Annotated in this window: 3 protein-coding genes and 1 pseudogene; 3 read left to right on the top strand and 1 reads right to left on the bottom strand. The window is 55.2% G+C overall.

All coding sequences use genetic code 11. From position 1 onward, the window contains the following. The 3 genes and pseudogenes from VMU57_RS13445 to VMU57_RS13455 form a co-directional block, all read left to right on the top strand. Nucleotides 1–180: pseudogene (locus tag VMU57_RS13445) on the top strand (hypothetical protein); the annotation flags it as partial. A gap of 311 nt (nucleotides 181–491) precedes the next feature. Then, nucleotides 492–953: a VOC family protein gene (locus VMU57_RS13450; RefSeq protein ID WP_325384230.1), complete on the top strand. Its 462-nt coding sequence runs from the start codon at nucleotides 492–494 to the stop codon at nucleotides 951–953. Nucleotides 954–1012: 59 nt separating this feature from the next. Continuing rightward, nucleotides 1013–2026 carry an alpha/beta hydrolase gene (locus tag VMU57_RS13455; protein WP_325384232.1) on the top strand — a complete coding sequence of 338 codons (1014 nt, stop codon included), beginning with the start codon at nucleotides 1013–1015 and terminating at the stop codon, nucleotides 2024–2026. 240 nt (nucleotides 2027–2266) lie between these two features. Here VMU57_RS13455 and VMU57_RS13460 read toward each other — a convergent pair. After that, on the bottom strand, nucleotides 2267–2508 hold a 242-nt coding region (locus tag VMU57_RS13460), incomplete at its 5' end, for a hypothetical protein (protein ID WP_325384234.1).

The following is a 2508-nucleotide window of genomic DNA, read 5'->3' on the forward strand; positions in this document are numbered from 1 at the left end:
GTCGGCGATGTGCGCTCCAAATCCGTGAAGCGCGTCGCTTCTGCGGTCGGCGAAGGCTCCGTAGTCATCTCGGATGTTCATAACTATCTTGCAGACCATCGCAACAAGTTTGCGGCCGAACCGAACTCCGCGCTTGCAGCCTTGCGATCGGCGAGCGCTGCTGCTACCTCGCAAGGCTGACGCACATTGAGGTAGATCATCTTTCAAACCTGTCATGCATCACTTCGGCGTCCGCCGGTTATGACCGAACAGTGAGTTGAAGACCGTAGCAAGCGCAATTCCAGCGAGCCTACGCGCGGCACGTGCGAGGATCTTTCCGTGACGAGTCTGCCTTCCGGCCATTGGTTGCCGCTCGAGCACAAAGCTGAAAGCATCCAAGCTATCCGTTCGTGGCTCAAAACGAAGAGACTGTAATTGGGTGATAGCCAGAGCGACGACAATCGAACCCGGCGCTGCGCAACTTCGACAGAGTTTTGATAAGAAAAAGAACAATGACCACACCTATCACCCCTTCCACCGCCAATGCATCCAATCCATTCGCTTCCTTGAAGATCAATCACTCGGCCATTCGCGTGCCGGACTTCGATACCGCGATTGCCTGGTATGCAGAAAAGCTTGACTTTCGATTGAGGCAATCCGTGTCCCTGGCCGGTCTCACATTCGCTTTTCTTTATCTCGCCGGGGACGATAGTTTTCACTTCGAGCTTCTGGCGGGCGCCGGCGCAGACAACCGCCGTCCCTATAAGGATCTCCATGACAGCTACAAGATGTCTGGCTGGCACCATATAGGTTTTCGAGTCGAAAGCGTCGACAACGCGATCGACGAATTGAAGCGCCGCGGCGTGACAATCGTCAGCGAGCCGCATGATGTAGCCGCGATGGGGCTTCGCGTAGCTTTCTTTGCAGATCCCTGGGCCAACCTCTTTGAGATTATTCAGCCAATCAGTGCTTAGCCCTAAGACACCAACGGATTCACAAATGCGTATCGAGTCATGGGAGAAGGTGCAATGTCATGAATAACTTTGAGAGGTCGCTAGATCAATCGGCCGGAGCGGAAAATCTCGCGGGCGCCCAGGGCCACGTTCTCAAAGAGTACGAGATCGCGACAAACGGCATTTCATTGCACATGACTGAGCAAGGAGAGGGACCTGCTGTTCTTTTCTGCCACGGGTTTCCAGATACTTCCTATACGTGGCGCCGGCAGATGAAAGCGGTCGCGTCAGCCGGATTTCGAGCTATCGCTCCCGATATGCGCGGCTATGGTCGCAGCTCAGCTCCAGCGGACGCAGCCTTGTACACGCCGCTCCATACCGCCGGCGATTTAGTTGGATTGCTCGATGCCCTGCATGTGTCCAGCGCTGTCATTGTCGGCCATGACTGGGGCGCAACTCATGCGTGGAACGCTGCACTGATGCGTCCTGATCGATTCAATGCCGTCTTATGCATCAGCGTGCCGTATGTTCCACGGGGCGATGTCAGCATTTTCGAGAGGATGCGGAAGAATGGCCATCAAAACGACTTCTACATGTTCGAACAGATTCGACCGGACGCCGATCAAATTTGGGCTGATGCCGCAGTCACCATTCCAGGGATTCTATATTGGGCGTCTGGTTCTGCCCCATCCGACACGCGGTGGAGCCCCATAGATCCTGCACGGAGCCTTCATCGTCCAGCTCCGGGGCCGTTGCCGTCATGGGCTGAATCAGATTACGTCGCTCACAACGTCGCTGAATTCCAGCGAACCGGATTTCACGGCGCTCTGAATTACTACCGCGCCGCTGAACCTTATTTCTATCTGTCCGGCGCCTGGAAGGGTGCAACGATCACACAACCTTCCTTTTACATCGCGGGCAAGGTGGATGGCCTGGGTGAGCTCTATCCGCCTTTCGAGAAACTCCGCGCCGGCCTTCCTGGTCTCGTGGGGAATCTTGAAATCGACAATGTGGGTCACTGGGTTCAACACGAAGCCTCTGCCGAGGTCAGTAACGAGATCGTGAAGTTTCTGCGCGCCGTCAGCACCGCCTAGAAATGCGATTGAAGCACTACCACGATGAAACAGGTTCCTAACGTTTTTGTCTTCTCCTCTCAAGGTCTGCGTTTGCAGGCACGAGCAAAGCCCTTGCAGTATCGACAGAGGCCCGACCTATCTCCTTGAATGGTGATAACAAGGCAAAGCGTGTTTCCAAATCGGATATTCCTCAAATCGCGCATTGGCGATTAAGCGCTGATTGGATACCCGCGGCCGATCGCGGGATTGATGCCCCTTTTACTTGGCAATCTCCAAGACACGATCAGTCTGCTGATGCATGCGTGTCAGTAGATCGGCGTATCGGGAGTCGTGGCGGACGGAGTCAAGGAGCGGGTCCACGCGAATGAATGCCATGTAGAAGCAGTGGCTGTCGATCGCGTGCTGGAACGAATCGAAGGCATGGTCGAGATCATTGACGCGAAGATCATTGACGCCGATTTGGTAAGCGGTGCAGGCGCCCGTCGTGGTGGTGTGGAGAG

The sequence above is a fragment of the Edaphobacter sp. genome (genome assembly GCF_035532915.1).
Taxonomy (GTDB): domain Bacteria; phylum Acidobacteriota; class Terriglobia; order Terriglobales; family Acidobacteriaceae; genus Edaphobacter.

What these genes read in the sequence shown, in the direction of transcription:
- VMU57_RS13450 (WP_325384230.1), top strand. Translation starts at nt 492, where the DNA reads ATGACCACACCTATCACCCCTTCCACCGCCAATGCATCCAATCCATTC.
- VMU57_RS13455 (WP_325384232.1), top strand. Translation starts at nt 1,013, where the DNA reads ATGAATAACTTTGAGAGGTCGCTAGATCAATCGGCCGGAGCGGAAAAT.